We start from the raw sequence: 16609 nt of genomic DNA on the forward strand, positions 1-16609 counted from the left end.
AGCCCTTTCGCGACACAAGGCCGCTCCTACAGCGAGTCATGTTGCTAAGCTGTCGGCGACACATGACAAAGGGAGTTGCTCATGTCCGCCCAACTGGTCGCCGCCAAGGCATGCCTTGATTTTCTCCACACTGACAGCGTGCAGCTGACGGTACCGCTGACCGCCCTGCAAGCCTACTGCGCCATGACCTCGGACGTCCCCGGCTGGCTGGCCTTGGCTTTTCACGTTCACGACTTCATCTCACGTCGTTTCAATGTCGCCGATATCCACGGCTTCACTCGCCGCGATCCAGAGCATGTACCAGCCGTCGGCGAGGGTCTGGACTTCTTCACTGTCGAGGCCATCAGCGACCAGCAACTGGTGCTGACCTCGCGCGATACGCACTTGGCCGTCATGGTCTGCATGGATGTGTCGACAGGGGAGTGCGGCTTCCCGCAGTTGAACGTGACCACCTCGGTGAAGTGCTTCAACACCTTTGGGCGTTTGTACATGGTACCGGTTGGATGGGTTCATGGCGTGATCGTGCGGCGGATGCTGAGCAACTTGCAGGGCCATCGTTTCGAGCGTCGATAAGCAGCAGATTCTTACCTGATAAACCAGAATTTTTACCTGATGTTGTAGGTAATTTCCCAAAGTTTGCTTTGGTTGGTGCGTGCTATTGCGTGGCTTGGCGCCGGGAACTAGTGTCAACCGGGCCTTGAGGCGACAGCGCTAAACCGCCGTGCGCTTTTCAGGCACAACCGCAAGACGACAATGTCAGAGCGTTGTCGTTATCAGCCCAAACATTACCAGGGAGAGGTAAGCATGGCTTTCGATGCTTATATTCAAATCAACGAAATCGCTGGTGAGGCGCTGGACGAGCAGTTCACTAACTGGATCGAGATCGCTGGCTATAAGTTTGGTGCCAACCAGAGCACCTCTGCCACCGCCAGTTCTGCGGGCGGCGCATCATCAGGTCGCACCACCCTCACCAACTTCTCTTTCACCAAGCACCTGGACAGCGCCAGCTGCAAGCTGCTGGAAGCCAGCTGTGCCGGCCAGCACCTGAAAGAAGTGAAGTTGGTGCTGTGTCGTGCGGGTGGCGACAAGCTCAAATACTACGAGGTCGTCCTCGAAGAAGTGATCATCGCTGACTACACCCAGAGCGCCAGTGCCGGCGTGCCGATCGAGGTGGTGCAACTGAACTATGGCCGTATCAAGACCACTTACACACGGCAGAAGCGCCTCGACGGCAGTGCCGGCGGCAATGTGACCGGCGGCTGGGATCGCATCAGCAACAAGAAATATGCGTGAGGTGCGACCATGTCCGAGGCACGTAGCTTTATCAATCTCCAGGCGCAATCGTATGAGTCGCTGAAGGCCGGCACGCCGATGTCGGCCAATCAGCGGGCCAAGTTTGATGTGTTGAATGCGCATATTGTTAATAGCGTCGTTTTCCCTGGCGAACTCGTGATCGTGGGTGATCCAAGCACTCCCTCCTGCACTAGTCATGAAGCTTTTCTCATGGGTAAGGCGGCTGCGATACACCTTGATATCGAGTTGAACGGAGGGGGAATCGATGGATTCTTCCTAGAGAACTATGACCTGTTGCAGAGCTTGTTGACCCGTGCGTCTATAGGTGCAGGTGCAGCCAGTGATGCCTGGAGCAAGCATCTTGAGGCTATTAAGAAAACGCTAGAGGAGATTGATCAACTGCATCGAAAATATTTGCATCAAGGTACGTTGAAGGCGCGTAATGATTTCTACGCGAAACGCACGGATTTGTTTTTGAGATTAGAGACTCAGCTGAATAGCATGGCTGCGTATGGGGCGGGGCTGCGAAATCAGGGTAAGATAAAAAAAGCGCTGGGAATATCTACCAAAAGCTTTCTGCACACTGGCGAGATCAATGGCTATGCAGAAAAAATCGCGGGCGTGACGAAAGCGGCGAGTTGGATAAAGAAAGGGACATATTTAGGTATGGCGCTTGATGTGGCTTCAACCGAACTGTCCATTCGTAATGCTTGCACGCTTGGACGGGAAGAGGATTGTAGAAGGGCTAAGTATGTCGAGAGGAGTTCTCTCGTGGGAGGTTGGGGGGTTGGAGGAATGGCTGGATATGCTGGTGGTTTCTTAGGGCCGATTGCGTGTGCTGCTGTGGGTATTCCTACAGCAGGTGCAGGGGCTGTCGCTTGCGTGGTGCTCGGCGGGGTGGCTGGAGGTAGTGTAGGTGGGGCGTTAGGAGAAATGGGTGGCGAGTTTCTTGGAGAAGTTTTATATGAGGTGCTGTAATGACCAATGTGCAGGTCGCGGTGCTCGGAGTGTGTTTGTTTGCATCACCATTTTTAATGTTTGGAACGTGGATTGTAATTGCATACCGCTTCCTTGATAAGGTCGAGGCAAGCTTCTCAAATAGTCCCATGGTTGTGGGAAACAAAGCAATGTATGCCCGTGCTGGTATGCTTGGGCAGATTATGCGTTTGGGGTCAGTTTCCGCGATGCTATCAATGAAGGGTTTTTGCATTCGCAAAGGTATGTTGGACAGTGAAGATGTCCGCAATGCCCCTCAAAGCCTTAAAAAACTACTGGTTTGGTTATGGCATGCTCACGTGCTGCTTTTTGTCTTGCTGGCTATGTTCTGTGTTTGGATAAGGTTTCTGAGATGACGGGTGTATATTAATGAAATCGGGTTGGTCACCAGTCTGGACCCGTTCTCCGCCTTATTCAAATACATCCGTATAGTCAGCAAATACACCGGTAACCCGATGCCACGATCAACAACGCCGCATAAGGCTCCGCCGCCGCGAAACAGCAGTTGCTTAGCGGGGTGGCGTTGAGCGCACGTTATCGCGGGCAGTATTTACAAGCATAGACGCCAGGGGGCGTAACAGACATGCTGGAGAACGAAACCTTCAATCGACTCGGAACCAATCATAAAATATCGGCGTGCATCTACAATCTGATCCTCGGCGCAGTACTGCTGTGGGGCTTCTTCGTCAACTGGTATCTGGTAATCACGGTGCCGCCCGATATTGTTCGGTCCATCCCCATGATGCTGTTCCTGGTTGGCTACTTGATCACCGCGCTAGCGGGTGTCGCGATCATCTTCAAATCTGAAAAGCCGTTGTACAGTTTCCTCGGCTACAACCTGATCGTGATTCCGGTCGGGTTGCTGCTTGTCATCGTCCTCCCAAAGTACTCACATGAAAACATCGTGAATGCCTTGCAGGCGACCGTCTTGCTAACCGTTACCATGATGTTGCTGGGGTCTGTATTCCCCCGCTTCTTCAAGCGCATCAAGGCGTCATTATGCATAGCTTTGATAGCTGTGATCTTCGTTGAATTGGCGCAGGTTTGGTTATTCGGTATCCATCTCGGGGTAATGGATTGGATCACTGCACTGATCTTCTGTGGCTATATCGGGGTTGATTGGGGGCGTGCGAACCAGATTGAGCGTACCGTGGATAATGCAATAGACAGCGCTGCATCGCTGTATCTAGACATTATCAATCTGTTTCTGCGGGTCTTGCGGATCATGTCCAAGAAGTGAGTTGCCCAGGTGGCTTAATGCCCAGGCCGCATGGCGGCCTGGGCAAGCTTTCAAGCCTTGTTCAAATACATCCGCGTAGTCAGCAGATAAACCGGCAGCCCCGACACTACGATCAGCAACGCCGCATAAGGCGCTGCCGCCGCGAACTCGACGTTGGCCGTATGCGCCCACACCTCGGTGGCCAGGGTGGTCATGCCGGTCGGGCTGAGCAGCAAGGTAGCTGTCAGTTCCTTCATGGCATCCAGGAACACCAGGGCAAAAGCTGCCGCCATGGCCGGGAAGATGATCGGCAGGGTCACCCGGCAGAACGCGGCAAAGCTGCTCGCGCCCAGGGTCCGTGCCGCTTCCTCCAGGGTAGGTGAAGCCTTGTTCAGTGCGGTGCGCACCGGCGACTGCGCCAGCGGCAGGAACAGCAACGCATAGGCCAGCAGCAACAGTGCCGTGGTCTGGTACAGCGCTGGCACGTAATGCAGGGCGAAGAACACCAGGGTCAGGGCAATCACCAGGCCGGGCAGGGCGTGCAACAGATATGGCAGGCGCTCGGCCCAAATTGCCAGGCGGCCCTTGTAGCGCACCACCAGGAAGCTGATTGGCAGGGCCAGTAGCACGCAGAAGCCGGCGCCGCCCAGCGACACCGACAACGAGGTGAACAGCGCCTTGGATATGGCTGCCACTGGGAAGGCTGCCGACGACCCCACACTCAGCCAGTAGCCCAGCATGGCCAGCGGAATTCCGCTGCCCAGCACCGCCAGGCCCACGCAGAACAGTTGCGCCAGCACCGCCCAGCCACGCAACCGCACCGGTTGTGCTCGCCGCGCCACACCCTGGCCGATGCGCACGTGACGGGCCTTGCCGCGCACGCGCAGTTCCAGCCACAGCATCAGCAGGCACAGTGCCAACAGCACCGCCGAAAGCATGGCGGCGTTGGCGTTGCTGAACTCCAGTTCGAACTGCTGATAGATCGCTGTGGTGAAGGTCTGCAGGCCGAGGATCGACAGGGCGCCGAACTCGATCAGCATGTGCAATGCGATCAGCAGCGCGCCGCCAAGTATCGACGGCCACAGCAGCGGCAGGGTGACCTTGATGAATACGCCCCAGCGGCTGCAGCCCAGCGTACGTGCCGATTCCTCCAGCGAGGTATCGAGGTTGCGCAGGGTCGCGGCCACCGGCAGGAACACCAGTGGGTACTTGGACAGGGCCATGACCATGATCGCCCCGCCGAGCCCTTCGAAGTCCGAGCTCAGCGACACCCAGGTGAAGCTGCTGACGAACGACGGCACGGCGAACGGCAGGCACAGCACCACGCCCCACAACCGGCGGCCGGCCAGGTTGCTGCGCTCCAGCAGCCAGGCCAGGGCCAGGCCGACCACCATGCAGGTCAGCGTCACCCCGACCATCAGCATCAGGGTGTTGCGCATCAGCCCCCAGACAAACGGCCGCCACAGGAGGTGCAAGGCTTCGCGCCAGCCGGCCTCCCAGGCTTTCATGGCAACGTACAGCAAAGGCAGCAAGCTCATCGCTACCAGGAACAGCACAGGCAGCACCACCCAGACAGAGGGGCGCTTGCGGCGCGGTACGAAGCGAACCGGCACCGGTTCGGACAGGGCGGCAGTCATCAGAGCAGGCCGACCTCGCGCTCAAGCTCGATCGCTTCCTCGGCATTGCCCAGGTCGGCTGGTGAGATCTTCGGTGGGCGCAGGTCTTCGAACGGCTTCAGGCCGCGGTCGGAGACCATGCCTTTGTGCAGCGGGTACTCGGCGGTGGTCTGGGTGATCACGCGCTGGCCTTCTTCGCTGGCCATCCAGTTGAGCAGGGCCTGGGCTTCTTTCGGGTGCTTGCTGGCCTTGACCACGGCTGCGCCGGAAATGGTGACCAGGTTGCCGGCATCGCCATCGGCCAGGTAGTAGAGCTTGGTGTCCAGCTTGCCGCGCTCGCGCTCCAGCGCATACCAGTAGTAGTTGTTCACCAGTACCGCAGCCACTTCGCCTTTTTCCACGGCTTTGAGGGCGACCATGTTGTTGGTGTAGGTCTTGCCGAATGCCTTCAGGCCGGTCAGCCATTCTTCGGTGGCTTCTCGCCCGTGCATCTTCAGGATGGCCACGGCCTGTTCTTGGAAGGCGCCGCTGGTGGGCACATAGCCAACGCGGCCTTCCCACTCGGGGTTGGCAAAGTCCATCACGGTGGTCGGCAGGTCTTTCTCGTCGACCTTCTTCGGGTTGAACACGACGATACGCGTACGGGCGGTAATGCCCATCCAGGTGCCGTTGGCGCCAACGTACTCCTTGGGCATCATGTTCGCGGTGGCGTCATCGATCTTCGCCAGCAAGCCCAGTTCGCCCAGGTTGTTCAGGGGAGGGGACTCTTCGGTGTAGATGATGTCGGCCGGCGAGCGTTCGCCTTCCTCGATGATCTGGCTGGCCAGCTGGTTGCTGCTGCCCTTGCGGATATCGATGTGGATGCCGGTCTTGGCCTCGTAGGCCTTGGCGATGGCCTCGCCGATTTCCTTGTGCTGACCGTTGTACATGGTCAGGGTGACCGGTGCGTCTGCCATGGCGGCCGGAGCGCCGATGGCCAGGCTCAGCACGGCGGCGGCCAAGGTACGCATCAGCGGTTGCGGGCGGATCGTCATGCGGGTACTTCCTCGCTTACGGCTACATATTTGGAAACAATGGTAAACGAAATCGTTTCTCAAGTGGCCGGGTGACGAGAAATTCATGGTCAGACCATGGTGCAAGAGTCTGAAGGTGTCAGGTATTTCACTAGCCGGAAGGCCTGTGATGATTCTGTGGGAGCGGGCGCGCCCGCGAAGAGGCCAGCACAGGTTTGCACCTATGACCGAAAAGAGGAGGGATACAAAAATCGCAGGCAAGAAAAAACCCACTAGCAAGCTAGTGGGTTTTTGTATGGTGCCCAGGAGAAGACTCGAACTTCCACGACCGTTAAGTCACTGATACCTGAAACCAGCGCGTCTACCAATTCCGCCACCTGGGCAAAGCTTTACATCATCTGGAGAAGGCGACTATCGTTCGCTTTCACACAGTAGTAACAGATCCTTGGTCATCTGTTACTTGAAAATATTTGGTGCCCAGGAGAAGACTCGAACTTCCACGGCCGTTAAGCCACTGATACCTGAAACCAGCGCGTCTACCAATTCCGCCACCTGGGCACACATTCGAGATTACTTGATGCTTTACAGCGCCGCTCATCTCTACTACAACTTCGGGGTTGTCCGTCGTTGTGGTGCGCACTATACGGACGGTCCGGGGGGCTGTAAACCCCCCAAGCAAAAAAAATTTCAAAAAATTCAACTTGTTGATTCCGCAGGCCTATTCGTCCTCGCCAGACACGCCGGTGGGGCTGTCCAAGGCTGACATTTCCGGTTTCAATACGCCTATGCCAGAATTCCTATCTATATACCCCAAGGTGAACCCCTTCTGATGGCCGATTGGCAATCCCTCGATCCCGAGGCCGCTCGCGAAGCGGAAAAATACGACAACCCTATTCCCAGCCGTGAGCTGATCCTGCAGCGCCTCGCCGACCGTGGCGAACCGGCCGCACGCGAGGAGCTGGCGGCCGAGTTCGGTCTGTACGACGAAGACCAGATCGAAGCCCTGCGCCGCCGCCTGCGTGCAATGGAGCGCGATGGCCAGCTTATCTATACCCGGCGCGGCACTTATGCCCCGGTAGACAAGCTGGACCTGATCTGCGGCCGCGTCTCCGGTCACCGCGACGGCTTCGGCTTCCTTATTCCGGACGACGGCAGCGAAGACCTGTTCCTCAGCCCGTCGCAAATGCGCCTGGTGTTCGACGGTGACCGCGGCCTGGCCCGCGTCTCTGGCGTCGACCGCCGTGGCCGCCGTGAAGGCGTGCTGGTCGAAATCATCTCCCGCGCCCACGAAAGCGTGGTCGGCCGTTACTTCGAAGAAGGCGGTATCGGCTACGTGACCCCGGACAACCCGAAGATCCAGCAGGAAGTGCTGGTCACCGCCGGGCGCAACGGCGGTGCCAAGATCGGCCAGTTCGTCGAGATCAAGATCACCCACTGGCCGACCCCGCGCTTCCAGCCGCAAGGCGATGTGGTCGAGGTCATCGGCAACTACATGGCGCCGGGCATGGAAATCGACGTTGCCCTGCGCAGCTACGATATCCCGCACGTCTGGCCCAAAGAGGTGATCAAGGAAGCGCGCAAGTTCCGCTCCGAAGTCGAAGAGAAGGACAAGGAGAAGCGCGTCGACCTGCGCCACCTGCCGTTCGTCACCATCGACGGCGAGGACGCCCGCGACTTCGACGATGCCGTCTATTGCGAGCCGCTGGGCAAGCTGCGCCTGTTCTCCGGTGGCTGGCGCCTGTATGTGGCCATTGCCGACGTGTCCAGCTATGTGCGCCTGGGTTCGGCCCTGGACGTCGAGGCCCAGCAGCGCGGCAACTCGGTGTACTTCCCCGAGCGCGTGGTACCGATGCTCCCCGAAGAGCTGTCCAACGGCCTGTGTTCGCTGAACCCGCATGTCGATCGCCTGGCGATGGTCTGCGAAATGACCATGAACAAAGCCGGCCAGATGGTCGACTACCAGTTCTACGAAGGCGTCATCCACTCCCACGCCCGCCTGACCTACAACAAGGTCAGCAGCATGCTCGAGCACTCCCGCACCCGTGAGGGCAAGGCGCTGCGCGAGGAGTACAAGGCAGTCGTCCCGGACCTGAAGAACCTGTACAACCTGTACAAGGTGCTGGTGGAGGCCCGTCACACCCGTGGCGCGATCGACTTCGAGACCCAGGAAACCCGCATCATCTTCGGTGACGAGCGCAAGATCGCGGAAATCCGCCCGACCGTGCGCAACGACGCCCACAAGCTGATCGAAGAATGCATGCTGGCGGCCAACGTGGCCACCGCCGAATTCCTGCAGAAGCATGGCGTGCCGGCCCTGTACCGCGTGCACGACGGCCCGCCGCCGGAGCGTCTGGAAAAGCTGCGCGCCTTCCTGGGCGAACTAGGCCTGACCCTGCACAAGGGCAAGGACCCGTCGCCGAAGGATTACCAGGCACTGCTGGCGAGCATCGCCGGGCGCCCGGACTTCCACCTGATCCAGACCGTGATGCTGCGTTCGTTGAGCCAGGCGGTGTACAGCACCGACAACAACGGCCACTTCGGCCTGAACTACGAGGCCTACACCCACTTCACCTCGCCGATCCGTCGCTACCCGGACCTGCTGGTGCACCGCGCCATCCGCAGCATCATCCGTTCCAGGGTCGACACCCCGCACGTCAAGCGTGCTGGCGCCATGAGCATCCCCAAGGCGCGTATCTACCCGTACGACGAGAACACCCTCGAGCAGCTCGGCGAGCAGTGCTCGATGACCGAGCGCCGGGCCGATGAAGCCACCCGTGACGTGGTCAACTGGCTCAAGTGTGAGTTCATGAAGGACCGCGTCGGCGAAACCTTCCCGGGTGTGATCACTGCGGTAACCGGTTTCGGCCTGTTCGTCGAGCTGACCGATATCTATGTGGAAGGCTTGGTGCACGTCAGTGCGCTGCCGGGTGACTACTACCACTTCGACCCGGTGCACCACCGCCTGTCTGGCGAGCGTACCGGTCGCAGCTTCCGACTGGGCGACACGATCGAGGTCAAGGTCATGCGCGTCGACCTGGACGAACGCAAGATCGACTTCGAAGTGTCGGAAAAGACCCTCGCCGCCCCGATCGGCCGCAAGCAGCGTGGTGCCGCACCGGCTGCCGGCCAGGCCGAGCAGGCCCCGGTCGAGGCCAAGGCCACACCGAAGCCGCGCAGCCGCAAGAGCGAGACCGCCGAGGCGTACTTCCCGAAAGACGCTGTGCAGCGTAACGCCGAAGTGCGCAAGAGCCGCGAAATGAAGAAGGCACTGATGAGCGAGGCGCGCAGTGGCGGCCATGCCAGCAGCAAGTCGGAAAAGGGCGGCAAGGCCTCCGGCAAGCCGACCAAGCACCGTAAAGGCCCGTCGAAGTCCGGCGCGCCACGCAAGAGCAAGAGCAAGTCATGAGTCAGCTGGAAAAGATCTACGGCGTGCACGCCGTGCAGGCATTGCTGCAGCACCATCCGAAGCGGGTCAAGCAGATCTGGCTGTCGGAAGGGCGCAGCGAGCCTCGCCTGCAGGCCTTGCTGGCGCTGGCTGCGGAAAATCGCGTGGCGGTCGGCCAGGCCGAGCGTCGTGAGATGGATGCCTGGGTAGAAGGCGTGCACCAGGGTGTGGTCGCCGAGGTGAGCCCGAGCCAGGTCTGGGGCGAATTGATGCTCGAGGAATTGCTCGAACGCACCGAAACACCACCGCTGATCCTGGTGCTGGACGGCGTGACCGACCCGCACAACCTTGGCGCCTGCCTGCGTACCGCCGATGCCGCCGGTGCCACGGCAGTGGTGGTGCCCAAGGACAAGTCCGCAACCCTGACGCCGGTCGTGCGCAAGGTGGCCTGCGGCGCGGCGGAGGTGATCCCGCTGGTGGCCGTGACCAACCTGGCGCGCACCCTGGAAAAACTGCAGCAGCGTGGCCTGTGGGTGGTAGGTACCGCCGGCGAGGCCGAGCAGGAGATCTACCAGCAGGACCTGACCGGGCCGTTGGTAATGATCATGGGCGCGGAAGGCAAGGGCATGCGCCGGTTGACCCGCGAGCATTGCGATTTCCTGGTGAAGTTGCCGATGGGCGGTAGTGTCAGCAGCCTGAACGTGTCGGTGGCGACTGGCGTGTGCCTGTTCGAGGCTGTGCGTCAGCGTCAGGCCAAGCGCTGATCTTCAGCCTGTACCGGCCTCTTCGCGGGTAAACCCGCTCCCACAGGGATCGCACAAGGCCTAAGCCCTGTGGGGTATCTGTGGGAGCGGGTTTACCCGCGAAAGGGCCGGCAGTCTGTAATGTGTTTCAGGCTGTTCAAATATTCACCAATCACCTTGCTTGTACGCCTCGCCTTCTCTACAATTGCGCCCCTTGCCGAGCTGGCAGGCGCGCATGTGCCTCCCCTCCGTGCAAGACATACAGTGTCATTCACTCCTTGTCTGACCAGATTCGCTGGCAGACTACTAACCCGTAAGGAGCATTCATGCGTCATTACGAAATCATCTTCCTGGTTCACCCGGACCAGAGCGAGCAAGTCGGCGGCATGGTTGAGCGTTACACCAAGCTGATCGAAGAAGATGGTGGCAAGATCCACCGCCTGGAAGACTGGGGCCGTCGTCAACTGGCCTACGCAATCAACAATGTTCACAAGGCTCACTACGTGATGCTGAACGTTGAGTGCACCGGCAAGGCCCTGGCCGAGCTGGAAGACAACTTCCGCTACAACGATGCCGTTATCCGTAACCTGGTCATCCGTCGTGACGAAGCCGTTACCGGCCAGTCCGAGATGCTGAAGGCTGAAGAAAACCGCAGCGAGCGCCGTGAGCGTCGTGAGCGTCCTGAGCATGCTGAATCCGCCGACGGCGACGACAGCAATGACAGCGACTCCAGCGATAACGCTGACGAGTAATCCACGGACCTTTAGAGGAGCCTATTAAATGGCACGTTTCTTCCGTCGTCGTAAATTCTGCCGCTTCACTGCTGAAGACGTGAAAGAGATCGACTTCAAAGATCTCAACACCCTGAAAGCTTACGTATCCGAAACCGGCAAGATCGTTCCAAGCCGTATCACCGGTACCAAAGCTCGTTATCAGCGTCAGCTGGCTACCGCTATCAAGCGCGCCCGCTTCCTGGCCCTGCTGCCCTACACCGACAGCCACGGCCGCTGAGACCGGGTCGTCGACAAGCAGTAAGGGATTAGCATGCGAGCGTTAGCAAGTTTCATCATGCGCGGTCGTGTGCAGGCCACCCTGGTGGTGGTCATCAGCGCGGTACTGCCGCTGCTGTTCTGGTTGAGTGCCGCTGCCGGCAGCCTTGTGCTGCTGCGGCGTGGGTTCAAGGATGCTACAACGGTCATCGCCGGCGGCCTGCTGGCCGGGTTGGCCGTGTGGGTCATGGGCGATCCCATCACCTTTCTGGTGATCGCGGGTGCCCTGGGCTTGGCTGCGCTGTTGCGCGCCGAGCATCCCTGGAGCCGGGTGTTGCTGGTCAGTGCCGTGTTCGCCGTGGCTTTCAGCCTCGTGCTCGATCTGGCGCTGGCGCAAACCTTCGATGTACTGGCCAAGGCCTTTGCCGAAGCCATGCCGAAAATCGAGGGGCAGCCGGTGCTCTCCGGTGAGCTGATCCGCCCTGTGCTGGTCGCTTCCACAGCAGTGACGGTGCAATTGTTCAGTGTGCTGGCCTTGGTGCTGGCGCGCTACTGGCAGGCAGCGTTGTACAACCCTGGAGGCTTCGGTCGCGAGTTTCGCGCCCTGAAGTTGCCGAAACAGACCATGGCGGTCTTGGTGGCAGTGATGGTGGTGGCCCCGTTCATCGGGCCGCAGTTCATCGTCCTGGCATCGGCCTCGAGCCTGGTACTGGTACTGGCCGGCATCGCCTTGATGCATGGGCTGGTGGCACAGGGTCGACTGGCCGGGTTCTGGCTGGTGGGCATGTACGTGACGCTGCCGCTGATCATGCAGCTGATTTATCCGTTGCTGGTGGTTCTGGCCATTGTCGACAGCCTGATTGATTTTCGCGGTCGCAAGTCCCCCAAGGGGAATGACTCCGCGAACGGTGAAGGTTAAAAGTTAAGAGGTTTTACCAAATGGAACTGATCCTGCTGGAAAAAGTCGCTAACCTGGGCAACCTGGGCGACAAAGTAAAAGTTAAGGCTGGTTACGGCCGTAACTTCCTGCTGCCATTCGGCAAGGCCACCGTTGCCAACGCCGCCAACCTGGCTGCGTTCGAAGAGCGTCGCGCCGAGCTGGAAAAAGCAGCTGCTGACAAGAAAGCTTCGGCTGAAAGCCGCGCTGCCCAACTGGCCGAGCTGGAAGTGACCATCACTGCCACCGCTGGCGACGAAGGCAAGCTGTTCGGTTCGATCGGCACCCACGACATCGCTGACGCCCTGACCGCCTCCGGCGTTGAAGTGGCCAAGGCTGAAGTTCGTCTGCCGAACGGCACCATCCGTCAGGTTGGCGAATACGACGTAGCCGTGCACCTGCACAGCGACGTTGAAGCCACCGTACGCGTGGTCGTCGTAGCTGCCTAAGCTGCGCTGACTGTCTGGCTCCTTGTGGGGCAGGCGGTTAACATCGGGCACGGTCCTGTTTTCGACAGGCCGTGCCCTTTGTCTTTTTCATCCTCCAGAATTCTTTCGTGGCCATGAACGAGATCACCACTTCCGAACAGCTTGACCTGCAAACCGCAGCCCTGAAGGTGCCGCCGCATTCCATCGAGGCCGAACAGGCCGTGCTCGGTGGCCTGATGCTGGACAACAACGCCTGGGAGCGGGTGCTGGACCAGGTATCGGATGGCGACTTCTACCGGCATGACCACCGCCTGATCTTCCGTGCCGTGCACAAGTTGGCCGACGCCAACCAGCCATTCGACGTGGTGACCCTGCACGAGCAGTTGGACAAGGAAGGCCTTTCTTCGCAAGTCGGTGGGTTGGCTTACCTGGCCGAGCTGGCCAAGAACACCCCGTCGGTGGCCAACATCAAGGCCTACGCCGCGATCATTCGCGAGCGCGCCACCCTGCGCCAGCTGATCAGCATCAGTACCGATATCGCCGACAATGCGTTCAACCCGCAAGGGCGCAACGCCGAAGAAATTCTCGACGACGCCGAGCGGCAGATCTTCCAGATCGCCGAGGCTCGCCCGAAAACCGGCGGCCCGGTTGGGGTCAACGAACTGTTGACCATGGCCATCGACCGCATCGACACGCTGTTCAACTCCGACAGTGACATCACCGGCGTATCCACCGGTTTCACCGACCTCGACGAGAAGACCAGCGGCCTGCAGCCAGCCGACCTGATCATCGTCGCCGGCCGACCGTCGATGGGTAAGACCACTTTCGCCATGAACCTGGTGGAAAACGCCGTACTGCGTACCGACAAGGCGGTACTGGTGTTCTCCCTCGAGATGCCAGGTGAATCGCTGATCATGCGTATGCTCTCGTCCCTTGGCCGTATCGACCAGACCAAAGTGCGTTCCGGCCAGCTGGACGACGATGACTGGCCGCGCCTGACCTCGGCTGTGAACCTGCTCAACGACCGCAAGCTTTTCATCGACGATACTGCCGGTATCAGCCCCTCTGAAATGCGCGCGCGTACCCGTCGTCTGGCCCGCGAGCACGGCGAAATCGCCATGATCATGGTCGACTACCTGCAGCTGATGCAGATCCCGGGTTCGGCCGGTGACAACCGGACCAACGAGATTTCCGAGATCTCCCGCTCGCTCAAGGCTTTGGCCAAGGAATTCAACTGCCCGGTCATCGCCCTGTCGCAGCTGAACCGCTCCCTGGAACAGCGCCCGAACAAACGCCCTGTGAACTCCGACTTGCGTGAATCCGGTGCGATCGAGCAGGACGCCGACGTGATCATGTTCGTCTACCGCGATGAGGTGTACCACCCCGAGACCGAACACAAGGGGGTGGCGGAAATCATCATCGGTAAACAGCGTAACGGCCCGATCGGCTTCGTGCGGCTAGCGTTCATCGGCAAGTACACCCGCTTCGAGAACCTTGCACCGGGCATGTACAACTTCGACGACGACGAATAAGCCACCGGCCTCATCGCCGGCAAGCCATGAATCCGACAACCATCGTCGGATTTGGTCAAAATTTGTGCTATCCTCCGCGCCCGCGATTTCCCTGCACACCAGAACCGGTCACTGACATGCAAGCAGCCAAACCACTCTACGACTATCCCAAGTACTGGGCCGAATGCTTCGGGCCAGCACCTTTCCTGCCGATGAGCAGGGAGGAGATGGATCTGCTCGGCTGGGATTCCTGCGACATCATCATCGTGACCGGTGATGCCTACGTCGACCACCCGTCGTTCGGCATGGCCATCATCGGCCGCCTGCTGGAGGCACAGGGCTTCCGCGTAGGCATCATCGCCCAGCCGAACTGGCAGTCGAAAGACGACTTCATGAAGCTCGGCGAGCCGAACCTGTTCTTCGGTGTGGCCGCGGGCAACATGGACTCGATGATCAACCGCTACACCGCGGACAAGAAGATCCGTTCTGACGACGCCTACACCCCTGGTGGCCTGGCCGGCAAGCGTCCGGACCGTGCCAGCCTGGTGTACAGCCAGCGTTGCAAGGAAGCCTACAAGCACGTGCCGATCGTACTGGGCGGCATCGAGGCTTCGCTGCGCCGCATCGCCCACTACGACTACTGGCAGGACAAGGTCCGTCACTCGATCCTGATCGACGCCAGCGCCGACATCCTGCTGTTCGGCAATGCCGAGCGCGCGGTGGTCGAGGTGGCCCAGCGCCTGTCCAACGGCGAGAAGATCGAGACCATCACCGATGTGCGCGGCACTGCTTTCGTGCGTCGCGACACGCCTCAGGGCTGGTACGAGATCGATTCGACCCGCATCGACCGCCCGGGTCGCGTCGACAAGATCATCAACCCGTACGTGAATACCCAGGACACCCAGGCCTGTGCCATCGAGCAGGCCAAGGGCGACCAGGAGGACCCGAACGAAGCCAAGGTCGTACAGATTCTCGACAGCCCGAGCATGACCCGGGAAAAGTCGGTGATCCGCCTGCCGTCGTTCGAAAAGGTGCGTAACGACCCGGTACTCTATGCTCATGCCAATCGGGTGCTGCACCTGGAGACCAACCCGGGCAACGCCCGCGCCCTGGTGCAGAAGCATGGCGAAGTGGATGTGTGGTTCAACCCGCCACCCATCCCCATGAGCACCGAGGAAATGGACTACGTGTTCGGCATGCCCTATGCCCGTGTGCCGCACCCGGCCTACGGCAAGGAGCGCATCCCGGCCTACGAGATGATCCGCTTCTCGGTGAACATCATGCGTGGCTGCTTCGGTGGCTGCACCTTCTGCTCGATCACCGAGCACGAAGGCCGCATCATCCAGAACCGCTCGCACGAGTCGATCCTGCACGAAATCGAAGAGATGCGTGACAAGGTGCCGGGCTTCACCGGCGTGGTCTCCGACCTTGGCGGCCCGACTGCCAACATGTACCGCATCGCCTGCAAGAGCCATGACATCGAGAAGCACTGCCGCAAGCCGTCGTGCGTATTCCCGGGCATCTGCGAAAACCTCAACACCGACCACAGCTCGCTGATCGAGCTGTACCGCAAGGCTCGTGCCCTGCCGGGTGTGAAGAAGATCCTGATTGCCTCTGGCCTGCGTTATGACCTGGCGGTGGAGTCGCCGGAGTACGTCAAGGAGCTGGTCACCCACCATGTCGGTGGTTACCTGAAGATTGCCCCTGAGCACACCGAGCGTGGCCCGCTGGACAAGATGATGAAGCCGGGTATTGGCACCTATGACCGCTTCAAGCGCATGTTCGAGAAGTTCTCGAAAGAGGCGGGCAAGGAGCAGTATCTGATCCCGTACTTCATCGCCGCCCACCCAGGCACCACCGACGAAGACATGATGAACCTGGCCCTGTGGCTGAAGGGCAACGGCTTCCGTGCCGACCAGGTGCAGGCGTTTTACCCGTCGCCGATGGCTTCGGCCACGGCCATGTACCACTCGGGCAAGAACCCGCTGCGCAAGGTGACCTACAAGAGCGAGGGTGTGGAGATCGTCAAGAGCGAGGAGCAGCGTCGTCTGCACAAGGCGTTCTTGCGTTACCACGATCCGAAGGGCTGGCCGATGCTGCGTGAGGCGCTGCAGCGCATGGGCCGTGCCGACCTGATCGGGCCGGGCAAGCACCAGCTGATCCCGCTGCACCAGCCGCAGACCGATACCTACCAGAGTGCTCGCCGCAAGAACTCGACCCCGGCGGGTAGCCACAAGGTGGGCAAGGAGCAGAAGGTCCTTACCCAGCACACCGGCCTGCCCCCGCGTGGCAGTGATGGCAGCAAACCGTGGGACAAGCGTGAAAAAGCCAAGGCCGAAGCGTTTGCGCGTAACCAGCAGGCGGCCAAGGAGCGCAAGGAAGCGGCCAAGGGTGGCAAAGGCAACAAGAAGCCGCGTCAGCCGGTCATTCCGCGCTAACTGATCCATATCGGGACCGCTTTGCGGTCCTTTCGCGACAC

15 protein-coding genes and 2 tRNA genes are annotated in these 16609 nt (G+C 60.0%); 13 read left to right on the forward strand and 4 right to left on the reverse strand.

Annotated elements, in window-relative coordinates:
- Window positions 1–81: 81 nt before the first annotated feature.
- The 5 genes from RR51_RS10900 (at window position 82) to RR51_RS10920 (ending at window position 3529) form a co-directional block, all read left to right on the forward strand.
- Entirely contained in the window at window positions 82–573 is a 492-nt protein-coding gene (locus RR51_RS10900; protein ID WP_039613521.1) for a DUF2867 domain-containing protein, read from the forward strand.
- Between the two features lie 231 nt (window positions 574–804).
- The gene (locus RR51_RS10905; RefSeq protein ID WP_039613522.1) at window positions 805–1293 is read left to right on the forward strand and encodes an Hcp family type VI secretion system effector; all 489 of its coding nucleotides are present in this window, start codon (window positions 805–807) and stop codon (window positions 1291–1293) included.
- A 9-nt stretch (window positions 1294–1302) separates the two neighbouring features.
- Window positions 1303–2271, forward strand: a complete 969-nt coding sequence (locus tag RR51_RS10910; RefSeq protein ID WP_039613523.1) for a hypothetical protein — start codon at window positions 1303–1305, stop codon at window positions 2269–2271.
- Window positions 2271–2645: a hypothetical protein gene (locus tag RR51_RS10915; RefSeq protein ID WP_013974425.1), complete on the forward strand. Its 375-nt coding sequence runs from the start codon at window positions 2271–2273 to the stop codon at window positions 2643–2645. Before RR51_RS10910 ends, RR51_RS10915 begins: the two co-directional genes overlap by 1 nt.
- A gap of 227 nt (window positions 2646–2872) precedes the next feature.
- Entirely contained in the window at window positions 2873–3529 is a 657-nt protein-coding gene (locus RR51_RS10920) for a Bax inhibitor-1 family protein (protein WP_013974424.1), read from the forward strand.
- 50 nt (window positions 3530–3579) lie between these two features.
- On the opposite strand, the gene RR51_RS10925 is transcribed toward RR51_RS10920, so the two are convergent.
- The 4 genes from RR51_RS10925 to RR51_RS10940 form a co-directional block, all read right to left on the reverse strand.
- A complete protein-coding gene (locus tag RR51_RS10925; protein ID WP_039613524.1) occupies window positions 3580–5145 on the reverse strand; it encodes an ABC transporter permease in 1566 nt (521 codons plus the stop codon).
- Window positions 5145–6158, reverse strand: coding sequence for an extracellular solute-binding protein (locus tag RR51_RS10930; RefSeq protein WP_013974422.1), 1014 nt, complete (start codon window positions 6156–6158; stop codon window positions 5145–5147). Before RR51_RS10930 ends, RR51_RS10925 begins: the two co-directional genes overlap by 1 nt.
- A gap of 275 nt (window positions 6159–6433) precedes the next feature.
- A tRNA-Leu gene (locus RR51_RS10935) sits at window positions 6434–6520 on the reverse strand.
- 88 nt (window positions 6521–6608) lie between these two features.
- A tRNA-Leu gene (locus RR51_RS10940) sits at window positions 6609–6695 on the reverse strand.
- A 271-nt stretch (window positions 6696–6966) separates the two neighbouring features.
- Between RR51_RS10940 and rnr the strand changes: the two genes are divergently transcribed.
- The 8 genes from rnr (at window position 6967) to RR51_RS10980 (ending at window position 16568) form a co-directional block, all read left to right on the forward strand.
- Complete coding sequence (gene rnr, locus RR51_RS10945; RefSeq protein ID WP_039613525.1) at window positions 6967–9543, forward strand: ribonuclease R; 2577 nt, start codon at window positions 6967–6969, stop codon at window positions 9541–9543.
- Complete coding sequence (gene rlmB, locus RR51_RS10950) at window positions 9540–10286, forward strand: 23S rRNA (guanosine(2251)-2'-O)-methyltransferase RlmB (protein WP_003259007.1); 747 nt, start codon at window positions 9540–9542, stop codon at window positions 10284–10286. Before rnr ends, rlmB begins: the two co-directional genes overlap by 4 nt.
- A 305-nt stretch (window positions 10287–10591) precedes the next feature.
- Entirely contained in the window at window positions 10592–11017 is a 426-nt protein-coding gene (rpsF, locus tag RR51_RS10955; protein WP_013974420.1) for a 30S ribosomal protein S6, read from the forward strand.
- A 28-nt stretch (window positions 11018–11045) separates the two neighbouring features.
- Complete coding sequence (gene rpsR, locus RR51_RS10960) at window positions 11046–11276, forward strand: 30S ribosomal protein S18 (protein WP_003249563.1); 231 nt, start codon at window positions 11046–11048, stop codon at window positions 11274–11276.
- Window positions 11277–11309: 33 nt separating this feature from the next.
- The gene (locus RR51_RS10965; RefSeq protein WP_003259010.1) at window positions 11310–12173 is read left to right on the forward strand and encodes a hypothetical protein; all 864 of its coding nucleotides are present in this window, start codon (window positions 11310–11312) and stop codon (window positions 12171–12173) included.
- Window positions 12174–12193: 20 nt separating this feature from the next.
- Window positions 12194–12640, forward strand: coding sequence for a 50S ribosomal protein L9 (gene rplI, locus RR51_RS10970; protein ID WP_003249568.1), 447 nt, complete (start codon window positions 12194–12196; stop codon window positions 12638–12640).
- A gap of 113 nt (window positions 12641–12753) precedes the next feature.
- A complete protein-coding gene (gene dnaB, locus RR51_RS10975; protein WP_015271992.1) occupies window positions 12754–14151 on the forward strand; it encodes a replicative DNA helicase in 1398 nt (465 codons plus the stop codon).
- Between the two features lie 116 nt (window positions 14152–14267).
- Window positions 14268–16568, forward strand: coding sequence for a YgiQ family radical SAM protein (locus tag RR51_RS10980; protein ID WP_013974417.1), 2301 nt, complete (start codon window positions 14268–14270; stop codon window positions 16566–16568).
- Window positions 16569–16609: the final 41 nt, after the last annotated feature.

The sequence above is a fragment of the Pseudomonas sp. C5pp genome, from assembly GCF_000814065.1.
GTDB lineage: Bacteria > Pseudomonadota > Gammaproteobacteria > Pseudomonadales > Pseudomonadaceae > Aquipseudomonas > Aquipseudomonas asiatica.